The sequence below is a fragment of the Chthoniobacter sp. genome, from assembly GCF_040003245.1.
GTDB lineage: Bacteria > Verrucomicrobiota > Verrucomicrobiia > Chthoniobacterales > Chthoniobacteraceae > Chthoniobacter.
In genome coordinates this window covers 1-19,672 of record NZ_JBDUCX010000121.1, presented here as the reverse complement: position 1 = coordinate 19,672, position 19,672 = coordinate 1, and the positions used below count along the sequence as shown (strand labels likewise).

Sequence of the window (19,672 nt, the reverse complement as noted above, 5' to 3'; positions counted from 1 at the left end):
TCGGTCTTCCAATGAAGGCATGACCTAAACGCGCCCACCCCGGCCTCCTGAGTTGATGTTAAATACCGGATCGGGATTTCCAACCTTTGGTCGCACACAGCAGGGCAAATCGGCGTAGCCGCTCCGAGGGGCGCACGGCGAAATTCGAAGGATCTCGAACCACGCCGCGTTCCGGTCTCGAAGGACTCGGCTAAAGCTAAAAATTGGGAAAGATCATTCGCGGAGCGTCACAGCGAGCGCTGCTTTCAAGCGCTCTTTCAGCCGTGTATGCGCCGCGTTTACTTCGTCGGCGGTGAGTGTCCTTTCGGGACTCCGATAAGTCAACGAATATGCCACCGATTTTTTGTCGGCCGGAATGCGAATTCCACTTGCATCAGCGAAAACGTCAAAGAGCTCCACCTCGGCGAGAAGCGGCTCGTTGGCGCTGCGCAGGGTTTGCTCGATTTGCGCGTGCGCGAGGGTGAGCGGCGCGAGCAGCGCGATATCGCGCGCCGTCGCCGGAAAGCGTGGGATCTCCCGATACTTTTTCACCGTGGAAACGGCGGGCAGCGCGCTGAGATCGATCTCGGCGAAGAGCACCGGCGCGGTGGCGTCGAGGCCGCGTGCATCCTTTGGCCAGAGCTGGCCGGCGAAACCGACCGGCTGCCCCTCGACCTGAATGACGAGGGCCAGGGCGAGCGCGGAGTTTTGATCGGGAACGAAAGTGGTTTGTGGACCGAGCACCGCGGAGACGACGCCCTTGAGATGGAATAGATCCGCTTCGCTCCCCTCCCCGCCGCGCCAGCAGCGTTCGCTGGTGACGCCGCTGAACACGCAAGCGAGATGGGTGGATTCCTCGGCGCCTTGCGCGGAGAAGACGCGACCGGCCTCGAACAGCCGCACCGTCTTCGCACCGGCGCGCAGATTGTCGCGCAAGCCCTGCAACAATCCGGGCAGCAGTCCCGGACGCAGGATGACCTGTTCGTCGTTCATCGGGTTTTTGACCCGGCGACGATTCTCCACGCTGTCGTGCAAGAGGCCCAGGCCGGGCGCGGCCTCGCCGATGAGCATGAGCGTGCGGGCTTCCGCGAAGCCTTGCGCGACGAGCGCGCGGCGCAGGGACATGGAACGATCGTAAGCGCGGTCCGTGGCGGACGCCGGGGCGAATTGCGCCTGCACACGGGCCGGCACAGCCTCAATCCCCACCACGCGGGCGATCTCCTCGATCAAGTCGATCTCGCGCGTGAGGTCCGGACGGAAGGACGGGATCTCCCAGCCTTCCTCCGCCTTGAGCAAGCCGAAGCCGGTGAGGATCGCGTCGATGCGTTCCGGCGGCACTGCCAAGCCGAGCAGCGCCGCCACGCGAGGCGTGCGCAATTTCACCGTGTGCGTGAAGACCGATCCGGCATTCTCGTGCAGTGCCGTCACGGGATCGAACGCGACGCGCGATTCCGGCCCGTGGCCCACGCCGAGGTCGCCGATGGTCCCGCCGGCGATATCGAGGATCAACGCCGCCGCCCGGTGCGAGGCGACGATCACGCCATTGATATCCACGCCACGCTCGAAACGATAACTGGAATCGCTCGACAACCCGAGCGCCCGCGAGGTGCGTCGGATCGTCGGCCCATCGAAATGGGCGCTTTCGAGGATGATGTTGTGCGTGGCCTCGGTCACGCCGCTGGCTTCCCCGCCCATCACGCCCCCCAGCGCGAGCGCGCGCTGGTCATCCGCGATCACGATATGCTGCGGCGCGAGCGGGTAGGTCTTCCCGTCGAGCGCGAGGAACTCTTCGCCGGCCACGCCGGCCCGGACGCGGATATCGCCGTCGAGTTTGTCCGCGTCGAAGGCATGCAGCGGCTGCCCCAGTTCGAGCATCACATAATTGGTGATGTCCACGATGTTGTTGATCGGTCGCAGGCCCACGGCCTCGAGCTTGCGGCGCAGCCATTCCGGGCTGGGGCTCACCGTCACATTGGAAATTTCGAGCGCCGTGTAGAGTTCGCAACCTGCGGGCTCGACGTTCACTGCGGTCGTGCCGAAGCCTTCCACTTTCGCCGGGCCTTCCGGCGCGGTGAAAGCCTTCCCCGTCAGAGCCGCGATCTCGCGGGCAATGCCGACGTGACTGAGCAAATCGGCGCGATTCGGCGTGATCTCCAGGTCGAGCACGGTATCCCCGGGGAAGAGATCGGAAAGCGGCGCGCCGACTTTCGACTCGGGCGACAAAATCAGCAGTCCGTCCTCCCCTGCCGGCAGACCGAGTTCCTCGGCACTGCACAGCATTCCTTGCGATTCCACGCCGCGCAGCTTGCCCACCTTGATCTTGAAATCCGGCCCAAGCACCGCACCGGGCAGCGCCAGCGGCACCTTGTCGCCCACCTTGTAATTTTTCGCCCCACAGACGATCTGCCGGGCGGTGCCGGTGCCATCGTCCACCTGGCACACGCTGAGCCGGTCGGCATTCGGGTGCGGCACGCTTTCGCGAATCTGCGCGACGACGACATTCGGGATGTTCACGCCGTGCGTTTCCACGCCTTCCACTTCCACGCCGGCCAGGGTGAGGAGATCGACGAGTTGCGGCACGGTCGATGGGAGTTCGACGAGTTCGCGGAGCCAGTTGAGAGAGACTTTCATTGGGAAAAAAGAGGGGCGCTACAAAAGACCGGGCGGTGGATTGGGGCAAGTCTCAAACGGAGGGAGGCAGGAAAGGCAGAACATCGAACACCCAACATCCAATGAAGGCCCGCCATCACCGGCTGGCCACGTCGCAGTCGATGTCGTCTGGGCGTCCCTCGGACAGTCCAATATTTTTCCAACACCTTAATTCAGCTTAATTCACCTTAATTTGGCTTAATCTCCTCTGTATTTTGCTCCGACCTTTGAGTGGGATCTCGGTCGGATTCGGGGTGGATGCCCTGTGGAGCCCCTTTGAGACGACAAAAAAAACAGGCACGATTAGGCACGACTGGGCACGATTAGCCTGGAGACCGCCCGACGGAACGGGCTTCCTTCCGCCGACATTGTCGGCGGCAAATCGTATACTGGATTCAATCGTGCATTGCATCGTCTCGAAATTTCTTCCCCCAGCGCCACCTCCCAACCTTCTGATACATGTTCATCCTGACACATTCCAAAGCGACTGGCAAACAAATTTTCATTTCCCACGAATGGCAGGCGCATCCTTGTCACATTCGATTTGGCGTTGGAGTGAATCGCATTGCGAACGAGAACGGAGGGAAGGCCGGTCAGGATAATGGAGAGCATGTAGGGCAAGGCGAAGGGCTCCACGGAATGCTCGTATTGCTTTCGCGCTGCTGGCTTTTGTGATGCCGGGCTGACTTCACCCCTTCCCCTTCCCCGCTGGGGTTCATTGGCGATTCCTGTCCCGGCTTGTCATATAAACCGCCCCGGCGTGTCACTCACTCACGCCCATGAAGAATGGAACACGCCGAGATCCTCTCCCAACTCGAAGCCCTGCACCGCGACGCCTTTGGCTGGGCGGTGAGCTGTTGTGCCGGGGACTGGCATCGCGGGGAGGATGTGTTGCAGGTGGCCTACGTGAAGGCCGTGCATGGTTCGGCGCGGTTCGACGGGCGGTCGGCGTTCAAGACTTGGTGGTTCGGCGTGATACGGTTCACGGCACTGGAGGAGGCGCGGCGCGCCCGGCGATGGTTCGCCTTTCTCGACCGCTGGCGCGCGGAGCCGGAGGCGCCGGACGAGGCCTCGCCGATCGTGGAAGACTCGGAGCTGGCGGCACTGGCTATCGCCTTGCGCGCATTGTCCGAGCGCCAGCGGGAGGTCCTGCATCTCACTTTCTACCAGCGTCTCAGCTTGAGCGAAGCGGCGGACGTGATGCAGGTCACGGTCGGCTCGGCCCGGCAGCATTACGAGCGGGGCAAGAAGCGACTACGGGAGATCCTGCCCAACCGGAGTGCGCTCCATGAATGAACCCACGCCGGACGACGATCTGCAGGTGCTCTTTGCACGCCAACGGGCCGCCGATCACGAGTCGACCTCCCCCTTTCACGCGATGCGCACCTGGGCCTTGGAAGCCGGGGCCACGGCTTCACAATCCGGGCTGGCGCCGGGGTGGCGCTGGCTGTGGCCAACGGGGGCGGCGTTCGCCCTGGGCATCGTCACCGTATGGTTCGCCACGCATCATCCAGCGACGCCTCCCGCGTCATCGCGCGACACCCTGGCGCGTCAGCTCGCCGCCATCGATGCCGCCTTGCAAAGGAGCGCGGCCGCCCAGCGCGAGCTCATTGCCTGGCAATCGCCGACCGACTTTCTCCTCCATCCCAGTCACCACGAAAACCGCCCATGAAAACCACCCTGCTCCTCATCACCGTTACCCTGCTCGCCTTCCTTCACCCGGCGGCCGCCCAAAACCCGATCGAGGGCGAACTGTTCCCGCCGGATTTCCTCCTGGCCCAGCGGGAGGCGATCGGCCTGAACGAAAAACAGCTCCAGGACATCCAGTCGATCGTGCAGGACGTGCAGCAGAAATTCGAAACGCTCAAGGGCCAGCTCGAAGAACGCGGCCGAGCCTTCCAGGAGATCTTGCATCAACCCAAACCGGATATTGCGCAGGTGGAAGACAAGCTGCGCGCCATGCTCACGCAGGAGAATGAGATGAAGCTCCTGCAAGTGCACCTCATGCTGAGTCTGCGCAATACCCTCACCGCCGAGCAGGTGGACAAAGCCCGCCAATTGCGCCAGCAGCAGCCGTCGCCCACCGCCGGCAAAGATCCCCGGGAGGGATTGCCCGAGCGCCTGGGGAAGAAGTTCGAGCAACTGAAGACGGCCATGCAAGAGCGGGCCTTTGAGGGCGCGCCCCCGGAGGAAATCGTCAAGCAGGTGGGCGAGATTCAAAAGCTGGCGCAGAGCGGTCAGCCGCTGGAGGCTGAGCGCCGGATCGATCAACTCATCGTCCAATTGCGCGAGGGGAAGAAGAAGCCCTGAGGACATGGGAACCGCGGAGGCGCGGAGAAAGGCGACAATCGGACAATGAGACAGCGAGACGACGCCTTCCCGCTCCCTGTCCGATTGTCTCATTGTCTCATTGCCATTCCTCCCCCCCCTCGGCGTCTCTGCGGTCTCTGCGTTTTTAAATCCTTTCGGTCATGAAACGGAAACCCGTCCGAATTCTCTTCCGCATCGTGGCGGGGATCGCCCTGATCATCAGCGGAATCGTTCTCTATCTTCGCCTCGCTGAGCCCAATCCCGCGAAGGGGCCGGTCGCTCCGGTCAAACAACAGATCGGCGAGGTGACTTATCGTCCGCTGACGATCGAAGGCGCGCCCAGCGACCCGCACGACTACGGCATCTACGATCCCAGCATCGAATACAGCCGGGATGGCACCGCTGGCTGGCTGCTCTATTCTTCCGTCACCGGCGAATACAAGCCGGTCGGCAAATATGTCCATACCTGCCTGGCCCGCAGCAACGACCATGGCCGCACGTGGACGTATGTGGGTCGGATCAATACCTCCGCCGATGCCACCCTGGATCTGGGCGATGGCAAGACCCTGGACGGGGCGTGGCGTTATGAAGTCTCCACGCTCGTCCGCGACGACGGTGCTCCCGAGGGCGACTGGAAGCTTTTCGTGCACAAGTATTTCTGGAGTCCAAAAAAGGACCGCATGTTTGCCTACGGCTGGATCGCCATGCGCACGGCGCACGACCCGGCAGGGCCGTGGTCGGAGGAAGTCCCGCTCTTCGGTGCGGGGCAGAATCCGCCGGCGCCGTATCACCAGACGCGGGTTGATCTCAACGCGCTCCACCCTGACCTGCGCAACCAGGTCACCTATTCCGAGATGGGTTCTCTCTCCCACGACGGCGTCCTTTACGTCAGCATCGGTGCAATGGGGCTGCTCGGGCCCGACAAGATCGTGCTGCTCCGCTCGCGCGACCACGCGAAGACCTGGGAGTTCGTGCGGACACTCGTCACCCGCGACGATGCGAAGACGCTCGGCTACAGTTGGTTCGACGGATCCAGCCTCGCGGAAGAGCATGGTCGATTCTTCCTCCTCGTCACGCCCGGCTCCCGCAAGCTGATGCACGATGGCACGGTCGCATTGGAGTTCGCGTCGCTCGATCAGGGCACCCTTCAGCGCGACCCTACAGGACAACTGAATATTGCCGCCTACTTTCCGCCGCAGGCTTCCATCCTTTCCGGCCCCGGAGCCGGCCAAAGCGACTACGACGAACACAACACCGCCGGCGGCCTCATCCTGCCGCAGTTTCGATTGAGCACCTACCCGCACGTCTTTCAGATCTTCAGCACGGGGCGGACGCTGACTGGCTCAAAGCCGGGGGAATAGCACGCAACATCCAACGCCCAATGGCGCAAGCGACATACGGTGGTCTCTCTTCATTGGATGTTCGATGTTCAGCCTTTCCTGCCCTCCCCTTCCGCTATTGCGCGACGCCGCGGGCTCGGACACATTTCCCGCCATGGTCACGTTGCCGATTGGCACCATCACTTTTCTCTTCTCCGATATCGAGGGCAGTTCCAAGAAATGGGAACAGCATCCCGATGCCATGCGCGTGGCCCTCGCCGCCCACGACAAGATGCTGCGCGCGGCCTTCGAGGGAGAGGGCGGCTACGTTTTCAAGACCGTCGGCGATGCCTTTTGCGTGGCCTTCGATACGGCGCTCCAGGCGCTCAGCGGCGCGTTGCAGGCGCAGCGTGACCTGCGCCGGATGGCGTGGGAAGGCATCGAGGAGCTGAAGGTGCGCATGGCGGTGCACACGGGCGCGGCGGAGCATCGCGATGGCGATTACTTCGGCCAGTCGCTCAACCGCGTCGCCCGCATCCTCGCTTCGGCGCACGGTGGGCAGGTGCTGTTTTCCCTGCCCGCGGAAGAACTGGTGCGCGACCACCTGCCACCGGGCGTGCAATTGCGCGCCCTCGGCGAGCATCGCCTGCGCGACCTCGCGCGGCCGGAGCACCTCTTCCAGCTCGTCACCTCCGATCTTCCGTCGCAGTTCCCGGCGCTGCGCTCGCTGGAGAGCGTGCCGAACAATCTGCCTGTGCAACTCACGACCTTCATCGGTCGCGAGCGTGAACTCGGCGAGGTGAAGCGGCTGCTCGGCAGCACGCGACTGCTCACGCTCACCGGTAGTGGCGGCACGGGCAAGACGCGCGTCTCCCTGCAAGTCGGCGCGGAATTGCTCGAGCAATTTCACGACGGCGTGTGGTTTGTGGAATTTGCCACCATCGACGATGGCGCGCTCGTGGTGGAAACGGTGGCCGGCCTGCTCGATCTGCGCCAGGAAGCGGAGCGTTCGCTGCTCACCACGCTGACCAGTTTCCTGCGCAACAAGCAACTGCTGCTCATCCTCGACAATTGCGAGCACGTGGTCGCCGCTTGCGCCCGCCTCGCCGAGACGCTGCTGCGCTCCTGTCCGCAACTGCGCATCCTCGCCAGCAGCCGCGAACCGCTGAGCATCGCGGGCGAAACGGCGTGGCCCCTGCCCCCGCTTTCGCTGCCGAATCATTGGCGCGATCTCGGCGACGGCCCCGATGCCTTCGAGCGCCTGTCGGAATACGAAGCGGTGCGGCTCTTCATTGACCGCGCGACCCTCGCCCGTCCCGCATTCCAGCCCACCAACGAAAACATCGTCACCATCGCGCAAATTTGCTGGCGGCTCGACGGCATCGCCCTGGCCATCGAGCTGGCGGCCGCGCGCATTCGCGTCCTCACGCTCCAGCAAATCGTCGAGCGGCTGGACGACCGCTTTCATCTGCTCACCACTGGCAGCCGCACGGCGGTGCCGCGGCAGCAGACATTGCGTTCCTTGATCGACTGGAGCCACGATCTGCTCAGCGAACCCGAGCGCGTGCTGTTTCGCCGCCTGTCGGTCTTCGCCCGCGGGCGGACGCTGGAATCCATCGAGGCCATCTGTTCCGACGCCACCCTCGAGACGTGGGGCATCGTGGATCTGCTCACGCAGCTCGTGGACAAGTCGCTCGTCTACGTGGAAAAAGAGCCGGTCACGGGAGCGCGCTATTTCATGCTCGAGTCTATCTGGGACTACGCGAATGAGAAGCTCGTGAACGCCGGGGAGGCGGACACGTTCCGCGTGCGGCACCTCGATTATTTCATGGCCTACGCGGAGAAGATCTCCCCGCAGTTGCGCGGCCCGCAGCAGAAAGAATGGCTCGACCGCGCGGAGCAGGAAGCCATGAACCTGCGCTTCGGCATCGAGACGAGCCAGGAACTTCCCGGTGAAGTCGCGAAAGGCTTGCGGTTGATGACGGCCATGCAACGGTTCGTGGAAGTGAAGGGCCTTTTCAAGGAAGCACGCGAACATTTTGGCAAACTGCTGGTGCATCCCGATGCCAGCACCCGCGATCTGGTGCGCGCCCGCGCGGTGGCGGCGGCGGGCCGGCTGGCGTGGATCGCCGACGAAATGCCGGCCGTGCTGGCCCTCCACACCGAAGCGCTGGAACTCTTTCGCGAGCTCGGCGACAACCGCGGCGTGGCCCAGGCGCTGGCCGACCTCGCCTTTCACGCGCTGGATTGCTTGCAGGACATCCCGCAGGCCAAAAAGTTGCTGGACGAAGCCGACGCGCTCGCCCAACCGCTGAATGAGCCGCGCATCCTGGCGCACATCCGGCACATTCGTGGGGTGATGGCGGCCAGCGAAGGCGATTTTGCCGGCGCCTTCGCCCTGGAGGAAGAAGGACTCTCGTACTATCAGCAGATCGGCGATACCTGGCTGGGCATCATCCTCGCCTGGAACGTGGGGGTGAATGCCACCGTGCTGGGACGCTTCGCCGAGGCCCACAACCGGCTCAGCAACTGCCTCCGCATCGGCCTCGAACTGGGCAATCGCTGGGGTGCTTCCTATCCGCTGGAGGCGCTGGCCACCCTCGCTGTGGCGCAACGCCAGTACGATCGCGCGGCCCGCCTTTTCGGCGCCGCCGACGCGCAGCGCACTCGCATCGGCCTCGTCCCGCAAGCGGCGGATCATCCCGCGATGCGCGCTGTCTTCAGCCAGGCCACGGACTTTCACGGCCCGGCGATCGAGCAGGCGCGCGCCGAAGGGCGCTCGCTGAGCCTGGATGCGGCGATCGCGCTGGCGACGAGGGTGGAGTAGCGCGGTTAAAGACGCGGAAGCAGAACTCCGGGGAACACACTCGTCCCGAGTGTTGGCGATGGCGTCCCGCCTTCGCGGACTTTTTCGGACGCCTGTAGGAAAACGAACACGTCAAGCGGCGGAGACGCTACCAAAGTTCGTTTCGGCGGGACGCCGAAACCAGCACCCGGGACGGGCGCGCTCCCCAGATATCTAATGCCGCACTCTTCGTGTGGGTTTTGCTACTTCGGCAGTCCCGCTTCGTAAACAAACCACTCGGGTTTGTGGTCCGCGAGTGGCGCCTTGAGCTTTTCGAGTTCCTCGGCTGGTCCGTGGATTTCGAGGCGGAGGAGGTCGGAGATGGTCAACATCTCGCCGAGGATTTCGCCGACATTGGCTAGATGCGCGAGCGTACCTTCAGCGCCAACATAGCCTTCCCGGCAGAAGACCACGTCGCCATTGACGGTGAACTCGTAATAGAGGCATTTCGGCTCGGTGGTCGTCTTCGCGATGAACTTGGGCAGCAGCGCACGGGCGGCGTCCATTTTGCCCGGGTGAACATGGAAGTAAGGGTGGATCGAGACGGCGGGTTGGCTCATGGAATTTTTGGGGTGAAGGTTAGTGTTTGGTTTGGGCATTGCCGCCAGCCTGCGCGGCGAAGAGATCCCCTTCGCCCAGCCGGCGTTTGAACATCTCGATGGCCACCCCGTAGCACTGCTGGGCGAGCACTGGATTGTAGCGCGGGCCCTCATCGCGCAGGAACGCATGGGCGGCGTTGAATTCATGCCATTGGAAAAATGTGCCGGCGGCTTCCAGCGCGGCGTGGATTTTCACGCGCCCTTCCAGCGGCACATGCGGATCCTGCCGGCCCCAGATCATCAGCAACTCCCCTTGGATTTCCGGGATGCGGTCGAGGCTGTTGTCGTTCATCCCGGCGCCGAGGCTGCGCTTGTGGATGTCGGTGGCGTAGAAGCAGGTCGTCGCGAGCACCCCGGGATTCATCGCCGCGCGGAAGGCGAGATGCCCGCCGATGCAGATGCCCACGACCCCGAGTTTCCCCGTCGAGGCCGGATGCGACGCGAGATATTCCAACACGGCGCGGGCGTCGGCGTCGTAGGCCTCAATCGGCTTGGTGGTCTTGAGTTCATTGCCACGGTCTGCGCCGGCGGTGTCGTAAGCGAGGGCCGTCCCCGCCGGTTCGTATTCGTGATAGATCTCCGGCACCGCAACCACGAAGCCATTCCCGGCGAGCAAGGCTGCGGTGCGGCGGATCGGGCCGGTGACCTGGAAGATTTCTGAGAACAGCAGGATGCCTGGATATTTTCCCGGCGCAGCTGGGCGGAAGACGTGCGTCCGCATCGGGCCTGTGGGTGTTGGCAGATCGACGAACTCGTGATCGGTGATGGTCATGACTGGTCGCTTATCTGCGGTGGATGGCTCCGATTCAATACCAAGTTCCCTACCGGTGTCATTCTGAGCGGAGTGTAACGCAGTCGAAGAACCCCGTCGAAGGACCAAGGAGAACCGATGGTAAAGCGACGGGGTCCTTCGACTTCGCTCAGGATGACAGAATTATCAGCGCTGCACTTGCAGCACGATGATCACCTGGCCCTTGCCGTATTGCGGGCCGCGGATGAAGAGCGGACTGCCGGGCGCGAGCTTGACCTCGGTATCGACCAGCGGGCGCTTCTCCTGGAAGAGCTGCAGATTCAGCAAGTAGCCGCCGCGCGCCTCCTTCGAAGTCGTCCGGCGCGCTCGCACGCTCAACGGAAAGATCGGGCTCGGTACGAGCCAGTTCTCGGTGAGTTCATCGATAGCCTGGGTCGCGCTGCCCGCCAGCTCGAATTGACTATAACCGAAGACGCGCTTGAGCCGTGGGGCGAATTCGCGCAGTTCCGCGGGCGGTTCCTTGGGATTCTCGGGATTGGTCGCCACGATGACCCCGCTCCAGATATGATCCACCTTCCCCGGCAAGGGGCGGTTGACGTCCTTCGGAATCGAGAGCGTCATCACGCCATCCGGCGGCTCCGCGGCGAGCAGCAGACCGGTGAGCCCCAACAACAGCAATATGGCAGGCCAGAGACGCATTTACTTGTTCAGCGCGTAGGTCGCGGGAATGTAGTCCAGCCCATCGAGCCACACGACCGTCACGTTGTCATCGGCGCTGTAGACCGTGGATGCTGAGACGTTCGGATTACCGGGCCAATTCTCGACGACTTGGGCGAAATAATTCGATTTATCGATGTGCTTCGCGCCGCCCGGGATCGTCGTCTGGAAGAGCGCGAGGGTGATGGCGAGACAAGCGGCCCCGGCCCAAGCCAGACGCGGCAGCGACCAGAAAAACGCCCGCTTCTTCTCCACCGGGCGCGGTGTCTCCGCGGCGATGCGCTGCATCAATTGATGATTGAAGAACTCGGGATTACCCAGCGGGGGCACCGTCGGATGCTCGCGCAGGAGCTTGCCCAGCTTGAGCGCGCCATCCTTCTCGGCGGCGGCCTCGGGATGTTCGGCCAGTTGCTTTTCAAAATCCGCCAGTTCGGCGCCCGTCAGCTGGCCATCGACCCACGCAGTGAATTGTTCTTCAAATGGTTTCATAGACGTCTTTCAGCAGGGCTTGGAGTTTCTTGCGGGCGTAAAAAAGGCGGGACATCACAGTCCCCAGTGAGCAACCCATCTGCTCGGCGATTTCCGTGTATTCGAGACCATCGATCTCGCGCATGACGATGGCCGTGCGGTGTTCCGGCGAGAGCCTGGCGATGGCTTCGTCGATGCGCTGGCGGACTTCCTTGTCGGACATGCGTTCCGCGGGCGCGAGCTCGGCCTTCGGCGCGGTGGACGCGCCGGGGGCGATATTGTGCAGGCCGATCTGGTCGTCGAATTCCGTGCCACCCTCGATCTGCTTCCGGCGCAGCGAGTCGATGGTCACATTCATGAGGATGCGATAGAGCCACGTGTAGAAAGAGGACTGTCCGCGGAACCGGCTGATGGATTTCCACGCCTTCAGGAAGCCGTCCTGGGCAAGATCCCAGGCGTCCTGTTCGTTGCGGACCATATTGTAAATCATGGCGTAGGCTCGGTTTCGATAGCGGGTGACAAGTTCGTTGAAGGCCGTGGTATCGCCGGCTTGCGACCGGGCGACCAAATCGAGGTCATCCGGCCCAGTGGCGATGTCCGAGGTCTCCGTGGGCACGGTATTGGACGGGGGCGGTCTCAATTCATTCACCCCTTTTTCCAGAATTTATTGGACCTACAGTCAAACTTCAGTCTGCTTCGAAACGCCGGCGCCATTCAGTGCGAAACTCGCCCATGAGCTGAATGATGCCGTCACGAATCTGGAAAAGCCGTTGGTTGAGCGTGCCGAAACGCTCGGCATCGATCGCCCCGTCCCGGCGGAGCTGCATGGCCCCTTCGATGGCCGTCATGATCGCCTTCAACGCCCGCTTCAGGTAGGCGATGGTCATCCCGATCTCGTCCACGTCGTCGTCGCTCAGGGCGGCCGCGAGCTTGGCGCTGGCGATGGCTACATTGGTCGAGAGCTTCACCGCCGACGGCTGGTTCTGGAGATCCTTCACTTCCTCGAAAAGCTGGTCGATCCACACGGTCAGCGCAAAGGACGCCTGATACAGAGGATGCACCTCAAAGCCATCCTCGGCATCCTCCTTGTCGTCGTCTTCCCCACCCTCGGCGTCGGCCTCGAGTTCCTCGTCAAAAAGCGAATCGACATTCTCCACCCATTCGCGCCCGTCCTTGTCCAGCAGATGATTCCAGCCCATCTCGCGGGCAATGATCTGGTCGCGGTTCGGGTCGTCGATGTAACGCTCCAGCAGCTCCATGTATTTCTCGGTCTTACGGTCTTGCTGCTGGAGGAAACGCTCCCAGTCGTATTCGTCCCAAATTTTGTCTGGCTCGTCGGGTTCGGCCATATGTCGTTTAGTTATCGTGCCGCCCCGCCGACTGCAAAGGGATTTTCGCAGAAATATACGTAGGGAGCGGAGGGAGCAATCGGGCGTGGTTCTAGCCCTCCCGTGCTTTCCGTCAAGCCTCGCGTCTCACCGAGCGGGGCATCGGGCGCACCCTGATCTCACCCATATCCCCGGCGGTCGGTATGGGACCGGGCATGCGAAAGGCGCGAAAAGAGAGAACCTTTACCACCTGGCGGTGCCAGAACCGCAGTGAGTACAACGCCAAAATGATCGTGAGGATGAACAGGGGCAGCGTGGGCAGCCCCGTCCAATCGAGAAACATGGTGAGAGAGAAATAGATGACGGCAATGACCAGAAAGCGGAATTGCAGGCGCAGACCGCAACGCATGTGCAGGCCGAACACGCCAAAGGGCAGCGAAACCAAGGCACACAGGAACCAGAAAAGCGGCTGCGCGAGCACGGCCGCCTCGGTCTGGCGATCGAACGCCCGGTCGATGCAAAGACGGACGACCAGCAGAATCAGAATCAGCGCCAGGTACAAGAAGTCCAGGCGGAGGGTGTAAACGCTGCTTTTGCGGCGGTTCATGATCAGGACGGCTGGGTTTTGGCGACCGCCGCCCCCTGCATGTACGCAGGGCACACCTGTCCTTTTGCTCAGTTGGGCTGACACCGAGGTGATGGACGGCGCGCGGGACGGTCCAACCTCTGACGCGGTTCCCTGCGGCCAGATTCACACGAATTTGCGGAAACTTCACCCTACGGCCCGATACCCTCTCGCTGGACGACTAAGCCGCCGTCGGCATCGTCTGCCGCCGGAGCTGGCCGCAGGCCGCGGCAATGTCGTGGCCCTTTTCGCGGCGGATGGTGGCGGGGACACGCGCCGCTTCGAGGATGGCCATGAAGGCATCCTGCCGGTCTTCGCTCGGGCGCGTCCATTCGAGGCCTTCGACTTTGTTATAGGGGATGCAATTGATCTTCGCCTTCACCTTCCGCGCGATCTTGACCAAGGCCTTCGCGTCCTCCGGCCGGTCGTTGATGCCTTCGATGAGGATGTATTCAAACGTGAGCCACTGCTTCTTGCGCTGGGTGTAGAACTCACAGGCGTCGAGCAAGACTTCGAGGGGGTATTTGCGATTCACCGGCATGATCTGCTGGCGCACCTCATTGGTCGCGCCGTGTAGGGAGATGGCCAGCCGCACCTGCAGAGGCTGCTCGGCCAGTTCCTTGATCTGCGGCGCGAGCCCACTGGTAGAGAGAGTGATATGCCGGGCGCCGAGCCCGACGCCCCATGGGGCATTGATGATCGTGATCGCCTTCATCAAGTTCGCAAAGTTGGCGAGTGGCTCCCCCATGCCCATGAAGACGATGTTATTGATCTTCTCCCCGCTCAGTTCCTCGGTGCGCAAAACCTGGTCGACGATCTCGCCCGCCTGGAGATTGCGGCTCCAGCCATCCAGCCCGCTCGCGCAGAATTTGCAGCCATACGCGCAGCCGACCTGGGTGGAAATGCAGATCGTCCGGCGGTCGCTGGCCTCGCCATAAAGCGCGGGCGACGCCGGGATGAGCACGGACTCAATGAGCGCTCCGTCATCGAGCTTGAAGAGGTACTTCAGTGTCGTGTCCTTCGAACCCAAAGTGCGCACTGGCTCCAATCCCGAGAAGGCCAGCTCGGCCGCCAACTGCTCGCGAAGGCCCGCTGGGAGGTCACTCATCTCCGTAAAAGATTTTACGCGTTTCCCGTAAATCCACTGCGTAACCTGCTTGGCCCGATAGGCTGGCTGACCCAAGGCACGCAGCCGCTCGCTCACTTCATCGAGAGTGAGCGATTTGATCAAGGGCCGGGCGGACGCGGTAGGCATGAGCGGGCAGTATCGTGCATTTACCGGTCCAAGCCAAGCGAGGACATGCGGGAGGTTTGAGGTTTGAAGTTTGAGGTTCGAATTCAGGAACGCGCTGCTTGCGAGTATCGCCTCGAATCAAATTTCAACCTCAAACTTCACCCCCCTCTCAAACTGCGAAACCTCCGTCTTGCATCCCGCTCCCCGTCCCCTACTCTCTGCGACCCCGATTTATGCCGAAGCCCTACGAACTTTTCGCCGCCCTGCCGCCCGCCGTCTCCGACCAACTCTTCGCCTTTCTCATGGAACGCGAGAAGCCGCTCTACAAGGCCACCATCGATACCCTGGCCAAGCAGCGGAAACTGCGCCCCGTCTTCCTCGAGCGCAAGCCGCGCCCCGAGCGCCATACCTGGATGAAGGACGCCCTCGGTCGCAAGGTGAACGAAGCCGTCGCCGCACATTTGCTTCAGATCTGGCTCGTCGGTGCCCACGCGAAGCTCCTCTGCGACTTCCTCGACGGCCTCGGCATCACCCACGATGAGAACGGCACCATTGAAGCCATGCCCCCCGCTCCCACCAAGGAAGCGCTCACCAAAGCCATCGATCCCCTCTTTGAGAAGCACGATCCCGGTGTAGTGGCCGTGTATCTGCACGCCTTCCAGGCGCTCGACGACAACGGCTGGCCCACGCTCGCCGAATTGCTCGCCGAAGACCCGCGCCTGCAACTGGCCATGCCCGCAGCGGCGTAGAAGGGCCTCGGCCCGATGCAGCTTCCCTCCCGATTCCACGCCAATCTGGATTGGGCATTGATTCCCGGCCCGGTCGATCAGACCCGGCCGATGGACAGCCAGAATATCCAGAACATTGTCGAATTGCCGGCAACTGCCGTGGCGGAATCGTTTCTCACTTTTCCCGGCATGCAGCTCGTCCAACCGGCCGAGCCCGATTGGTGGGCGTGGCGGGCCCGCTGGGATTCAGCCGAGGGCTTCATCGCGCTCCACTTCACACTTTTCGACGAACTCGGAGACATCTGGGGTGGCTCGAATTTTGCGGCCGATTGCCCCTCGTCTGCGTTAGCCTCGTTGCTGTATCACATGAATCAGCGGCACTCCGGCATCTGGCTCCATGACCCGGATTGCGGGATGCATTCCTGCCAGCACCTCTCAGACGCCCCATTCTCATCCGAAACTGATCACCATGGCATCGAATAGAGCGAAGAAACTCCTTCACAAAAGCACCGTTCTCCAAGCGGAGATGCTCGAGGAATTGCAGGCCCTGGTGAAAAGCATCGAGCGGGCGGAAACCCTGCTCACGGAGCTAAAGCAGGACACCGAGGAGATGAACGCCAAGCACCAGCACCGCCGGACGACGCGCGAAGATATCGCCTATCTCGAAGAGCTGCTGAAGTGCGCCAAAAAGAAGCTGGCTTGGGAAAAACAAATGGAAGGCGTGGCCAAACGCACGCCCGAAGTGCTGGCCAAGGTCTCCGCCGCCATGAACGACGCAACGAACCCGCCGGAGCCTCCGGTGCGCGTGGCCGTGCTCGATCTGCTGCAAACCGTGCAAGGCGCGATGGGCCGTTTGGACGCTGCCAAGGCGGATTGAGCGCCCGCGCGGGCGTCGAAAAAAAGCTGTCGTCCTGAGCTTGTCACAGGACCTCCAATATCACCTCCGGCATCTTACGCGTCGCTGTCACCGATTAGCTCGCGGTAATCCCTGACGAACTGGTGAAGAAGAAGGATATTGGAGATCCTTCGGCAAGCTCAGGAAGACAGGGATTTTGGGCACGCGCAGAGCGCGTCCATCGCGCGCCGTTCAGTCCTTTTGCTTCCAAGCGAACTTTCCCTCCGCGTCGGGGACCTCGATCCACTCGCCGGGAAAGGCATTGGTACGGAAGAGCTCGGACTGCGTGCGCTCGGCTTCGGAGACGGCGGCGTGCTTTTCCTTGGCCAGCTTTTCGATCAGGCGCGCGCGGTCGCTGTTTTCCGCATCGACCGTGGCGCGGACGTAGTCACCGTATTCGCCCGGGGGCGAGGTGCGCACTTCGAGATAACCGGCGTGGTTTTCACCGATGAGGCGGGAATTCTTCAGGGTCTGGATTTCCGCCATCCGGTTGCGGCGGCTGATCGTGATGTCCGCCGGCGGCGGGGGCGTAACCCTCTTCACCGAGCCCGGATCCGAGTGCTGGTAGACGTCCACCTTCATGGCGAGATCGACCTTCACGGACTCGCGGGTTCCGATATCGATGGGGATCGATTTGCAGCCCGCGAGCAAGCCGACCGCGGAAAGAACAACGAGGCGCGCAATCATGGGCGGCTGGCTACCACCGGCGCAACCGCAGGCTCCGGTGAAGCGTCGTCGTGCACCGCCACGGCGATCTGCCGCGAGCCGTTGGCCCCGCGGAGATCGAGATGCAGCGCGCCGGACCGGCCGTGGAATCGAAAATCGCCATGGGCGGCGGTGTACGCAAAGTCACGCAAAGTCTCAAGGCTAATGCGCGCCAGCCCACTCTTGAGCCCGGACCAATCACCGGGCAGTTCACGGATAAGGTCGTCGAGTTTGCCGATGCGGAGCTGGCCGGTGCGCGTGGCGGCGAAGTCGCCGATGACGCTGTCGAACACCGTGGCGCGCGCGGTCACGCTGAGACGAAAGTCCGCCGGCCCGCTGAGGGCCAACTTCTCTGGGGCCAGGATACCGGTGACTTGTTGCAGGTCGATGTGCTCCCCGGCGATCCAGCCGTTCCAAGGCGATTTGTCGGCGAGCAGAAAGTTGAACTGGCCGTTGAGCTGGCCGGTGTAGGCCTTGCCGCCGAGGTGACCGTAAATTCCGCGCGCGTCATAGGTGACATCGAGGACGCAATCGCGGCCGCGGAAATTCTTCCAGCAGACCTCCCGTAGGTGGAGCGTGTTGACCACATTGTTGGCGCGCTTCTCGGGCGGCAGGCTGAATTCCACCCGGCCGCGCACGCCGCGCAAGGTAAGTTCGTAGCCGGGGTATTGGTAATCCTGCTCGGGCATATCGATGGCCAGCTTGAGCCGCAGATCGCTCAAGTTGCGGAAGTTCAGGTTGTCGGCATGCGACTCAAAGGGCATGGGCACGGCGAGAGTCCGCTGGCCTTCCAAAGCGAGGATCATCTGGCCCGAGGTAGCGTTGAAATGGCGGATGGACCAGGCGGGGCCGGTGTCTTGCACCGCGGCGACGGGCGCGGGCGCGGCGGCCGCGTTTTCCTGCACGCGATCGACATACCAAAACAAGTCCGGCCCAATGGCCAGGACGGGGTGCACGATTTCGACTTCTTCGATTTCCCGCCGCCACAATCCCGCGAGCGTGAAGCGGATGAAAAGGCTGTCGAGCTTGAGGACGCTGAAGAACGGGTCGAGCGGCGAGCTCAGCGCGACCTGCGCGAGCTCGATCTTTTGCAGTTCCTGGCCCGCCGCGCCCGCGCCAGGGGTGAGCGACAACTCGCGGAGCGCCGTCTCCAACCGGAAATCGATGGGTGGAACGCCGATCCCAAGGTCGTTGAGATAGACTCGGCCGTCGATCAAGCGCAGTTCGGCGATGGTGATCGGATAGCCGGCGCTGGCCGTAGAGTCTTTGACGACGGGCGCGTTTCCCGCGACGGCCGGCTTTCCACCCGCGGCAATCATCTCCCGGAAACTGGCGTTGTAGCGAAAATCGAGGCGCTCGATTTGGACGCGAGCGATGCGTCCGGTGCGCAGGAATTCGGGGATGCGAAAATCCGCGCGGATGGCCGGGACGCGCAGAAATGGCTCGATCGCCCGGTCGCGCGGTCGCAAGGCGAGGTCGTTGATTTCCACGGATTGCAATTCGTCGACCCCGGTGGGCGAGAAGGCTGCGTCGGCCATTTGGATCGCGAAGCCGAATTCAGCGAGTGGCGCGCCACGGAGATCGACCTTCGCCAGACCACGCTTGATCGAAAGGCGCTCGAGAGTCCAGGGCGTGGATGGAGGTGCGATTGTCGGCGCGGCAGTTGCGGCCGGCGGCGTGGCGCTGGGTGTGAACGCGGCGAGCACGCTATCCGTGACGATGACGTGAGGGTCTTCGATGGCAATCTCGCGGATCTTCTGCGCACGCAGCCCTTCGACGGTCGCGACGATTCGCGCCGACGCGACCGACAAACTTTCGCTGCCATCCTGCCGCAGATGCGCGGACACATGGTCCAGATTCAGCGCGAGCGGCGCGTTGCCCTTTCGCTGTGGATCCGCGAATTGAGCGGAGAACCCGAACTGCATCCGCGGCCACGCGGCGAGTTCCACCCGCCCCTTCCCCTTCTCGATCGACACGCTCCCGATGCTCCACGCCGGCCCGGGACCGCCCGTGGATGACTGCGGGATCAGGGCCATCAACCGATCGGTCACCACAAAGTGCGGCGAGTCGACCACCAGTTCATCGATCTTCATTTGCCCCAGTTGCTCTGGAGAGAATTTGATCGTGAGCGCCGCGATGCCGATGGCATCCGCACCTTCGTCTCGGAGCCGCGCCCGAAGAGAGGTCAGGCGCAGTTGGTTCCTGGTCGCGTCCGGATGTGTGGACGCTTCGGAGAAATCCAAGGCGAAATGGCAGCGGATCACCGGTGCCGCGGCGACATCGATGCGGGCGCGGCCATTCGAAATTGCTATATGGCCCACGTGCCACGGAAGACCGCTCGCGCCTGGCGAATCGCCACCCGAACCACCCGGCAGCGCCGCCAGTGTCTGGTCGGTCAATTCCAACTGCGGGCTTTCAATCACGATCTCGCGGATGAAGCGGCGGCGCAGTTCGCGCCACGAGAAATGCACCGTCGCCGCAGGCACATTCAGCACTTCCGAATGGTCCGACCGCAGGCGC

Annotated in this window: 19 protein-coding genes; 8 read left to right on the top strand and 11 right to left on the bottom strand. The window is 62.7% G+C overall.

Annotation, left to right across the window (positions count from 1 at the left end; all coding sequences use genetic code 11):
• Positions 1-213 precede the first annotated feature (213 nt).
• Positions 214-2,610 carry a phenylalanine--tRNA ligase subunit beta gene (gene pheT, locus ABJF10_RS17105; RefSeq protein WP_348545808.1) on the bottom strand — a complete coding sequence of 799 codons (2,397 nt, stop codon included), beginning with the start codon at positions 2,608-2,610 and terminating at the stop codon, positions 214-216.
• Between the two features lie 804 nt (positions 2,611-3,414).
• Here pheT and ABJF10_RS17100 point away from each other — a divergent pair.
• The 5 genes from ABJF10_RS17100 to ABJF10_RS17080 all read left to right on the top strand — a co-directional run bounded on the left by ABJF10_RS17100 (position 3,415) and on the right by ABJF10_RS17080 (position 9,084).
• Positions 3,415-3,924 carry a sigma-70 family RNA polymerase sigma factor gene (locus ABJF10_RS17100; protein WP_348545807.1) on the top strand — a complete coding sequence of 170 codons (510 nt, stop codon included), beginning with the start codon at positions 3,415-3,417 and terminating at the stop codon, positions 3,922-3,924.
• Positions 3,917-4,300, top strand: coding sequence for a hypothetical protein (locus ABJF10_RS17095; RefSeq protein WP_348545806.1), 384 nt, complete (start codon positions 3,917-3,919; stop codon positions 4,298-4,300). Before ABJF10_RS17100 ends, ABJF10_RS17095 begins: the two co-directional genes overlap by 8 nt.
• Positions 4,297-4,938 (top strand): periplasmic heavy metal sensor, encoded by a 642-nt coding sequence (locus ABJF10_RS17090; protein ID WP_348545805.1) that lies wholly within the window; start codon positions 4,297-4,299, stop codon positions 4,936-4,938. Before ABJF10_RS17095 ends, ABJF10_RS17090 begins: the two co-directional genes overlap by 4 nt.
• Positions 4,939-5,099: 161 nt before the next feature.
• Complete coding sequence (locus tag ABJF10_RS17085; protein WP_348545804.1) at positions 5,100-6,299, top strand: hypothetical protein; 1,200 nt, start codon at positions 5,100-5,102, stop codon at positions 6,297-6,299.
• A 133-nt stretch (positions 6,300-6,432) separates the two neighbouring features.
• Entirely contained in the window at positions 6,433-9,084 is a 2,652-nt protein-coding gene (locus ABJF10_RS17080; protein ID WP_348545803.1) for an adenylate/guanylate cyclase domain-containing protein, read from the top strand.
• Between the two features lie 221 nt (positions 9,085-9,305).
• Here the strand turns inward: ABJF10_RS17080 and ABJF10_RS17075 are convergent, their stop codons facing one another.
• The 8 genes from ABJF10_RS17075 to rlmN form a co-directional block, all read right to left on the bottom strand.
• The gene (locus tag ABJF10_RS17075; protein ID WP_348545802.1) at positions 9,306-9,662 is read right to left on the bottom strand and encodes a hypothetical protein; all 357 of its coding nucleotides are present in this window, start codon (positions 9,660-9,662) and stop codon (positions 9,306-9,308) included.
• Positions 9,663-9,681: 19 nt separating this feature from the next.
• A complete protein-coding gene (locus tag ABJF10_RS17070; RefSeq protein WP_348545801.1) occupies positions 9,682-10,473 on the bottom strand; it encodes a dienelactone hydrolase family protein in 792 nt (263 codons plus the stop codon).
• 165 nt (positions 10,474-10,638) lie between these two features.
• Positions 10,639-11,151 (bottom strand): hypothetical protein, encoded by a 513-nt coding sequence (locus ABJF10_RS17065; RefSeq protein ID WP_348545800.1) that lies wholly within the window; start codon positions 11,149-11,151, stop codon positions 10,639-10,641.
• Positions 11,152-11,658, bottom strand: coding sequence for a hypothetical protein (locus ABJF10_RS17060; RefSeq protein WP_348545799.1), 507 nt, complete (start codon positions 11,656-11,658; stop codon positions 11,152-11,154).
• Positions 11,645-12,253, bottom strand: coding sequence for a sigma-70 family RNA polymerase sigma factor (locus ABJF10_RS17055; protein WP_348545798.1), 609 nt, complete (start codon positions 12,251-12,253; stop codon positions 11,645-11,647). Before ABJF10_RS17055 ends, ABJF10_RS17060 begins: the two co-directional genes overlap by 14 nt.
• Positions 12,254-12,323: 70 nt before the next feature.
• The gene (locus tag ABJF10_RS17050) at positions 12,324-12,986 is read right to left on the bottom strand and encodes a hypothetical protein (protein ID WP_348545797.1); all 663 of its coding nucleotides are present in this window, start codon (positions 12,984-12,986) and stop codon (positions 12,324-12,326) included.
• 112 nt (positions 12,987-13,098) lie between these two features.
• The gene (locus ABJF10_RS17045) at positions 13,099-13,572 is read right to left on the bottom strand and encodes a hypothetical protein (RefSeq protein WP_348545796.1); all 474 of its coding nucleotides are present in this window, start codon (positions 13,570-13,572) and stop codon (positions 13,099-13,101) included.
• A 199-nt stretch (positions 13,573-13,771) separates the two neighbouring features.
• Positions 13,772-14,845: a 23S rRNA (adenine(2503)-C(2))-methyltransferase RlmN gene (rlmN, locus tag ABJF10_RS17040; protein ID WP_348545795.1), complete on the bottom strand. Its 1,074-nt coding sequence runs from the start codon at positions 14,843-14,845 to the stop codon at positions 13,772-13,774.
• A gap of 212 nt (positions 14,846-15,057) precedes the next feature.
• On the opposite strand from rlmN, the gene ABJF10_RS17035 reads away from it, so the two are divergent.
• Genes ABJF10_RS17035 through ABJF10_RS17025 form a run of 3 tightly spaced genes read left to right on the top strand, consistent with a single transcriptional unit; the run spans position 15,058 to position 16,429 of the window.
• On the top strand, positions 15,058-15,573 hold the full coding sequence (locus ABJF10_RS17035; RefSeq protein WP_348545794.1) for a hypothetical protein: 516 nt from the start codon (positions 15,058-15,060) through the stop codon (positions 15,571-15,573).
• Positions 15,574-15,588: 15 nt separating this feature from the next.
• Positions 15,589-16,035, top strand: coding sequence for a hypothetical protein (locus ABJF10_RS17030; RefSeq protein ID WP_348545793.1), 447 nt, complete (start codon positions 15,589-15,591; stop codon positions 16,033-16,035).
• Positions 16,022-16,429, top strand: a complete 408-nt coding sequence (locus tag ABJF10_RS17025) for a hypothetical protein (RefSeq protein ID WP_348545792.1) — start codon at positions 16,022-16,024, stop codon at positions 16,427-16,429. Before ABJF10_RS17030 ends, ABJF10_RS17025 begins: the two co-directional genes overlap by 14 nt.
• 210 nt (positions 16,430-16,639) lie before the next feature.
• Here ABJF10_RS17025 and ABJF10_RS17020 read toward each other — a convergent pair whose 3' ends face one another.
• Both ABJF10_RS17020 and ABJF10_RS17015 read right to left on the bottom strand, forming a co-directional pair.
• Positions 16,640-17,134 carry a DUF1318 domain-containing protein gene (locus ABJF10_RS17020; RefSeq protein ID WP_348545791.1) on the bottom strand — a complete coding sequence of 165 codons (495 nt, stop codon included), beginning with the start codon at positions 17,132-17,134 and terminating at the stop codon, positions 16,640-16,642.
• The coding region (locus ABJF10_RS17015) for a hypothetical protein (protein ID WP_348545790.1) at positions 17,131-19,672 on the bottom strand (2,542 nt) is incomplete at its 5' end. The genes ABJF10_RS17020 and ABJF10_RS17015, both read right to left, overlap by 4 nt.